Raw genomic sequence first — 265 nt, forward strand, 5'->3', positions numbered from 1 at the left:
GTGATTACCCAGACCGAGCCGATCAACGTCGCCTTCACCCTGCCGGAAACCGAGCTGAGCACCGTGCTGGAACGCTACCTCAGCGGCGCCATCCTGCCGGTCGAGGCCTGGGACCGCAGTGACAGCAAGCTGCAGTCCCCTGGCGTGCTGGGCAGCATCGACAACCAGATCGACATTACGACCGGTACGCTCAAGTTCAAGGGCCGCTTCGAGAACAAGGACCTCGCCCTGTTCCCCAACCAGTTCGTCAACGTGCGCCTGCTAG

Annotated in this window: 1 pseudogene; it reads left to right on the forward strand. The window is 62.6% G+C overall.

The features are described from left to right. Positions 1 to 265: pseudogene (locus R0J88_RS20890) on the forward strand (multidrug transporter subunit MdtA); the annotation flags it as partial.

The organism is Pseudoalteromonas sp. SIMBA_162 (genome assembly GCF_046535955.1).
In the GTDB taxonomy this organism is placed as follows: Bacteria; Pseudomonadota; Gammaproteobacteria; order Enterobacterales; family Alteromonadaceae; genus Pseudoalteromonas; species Pseudoalteromonas marina.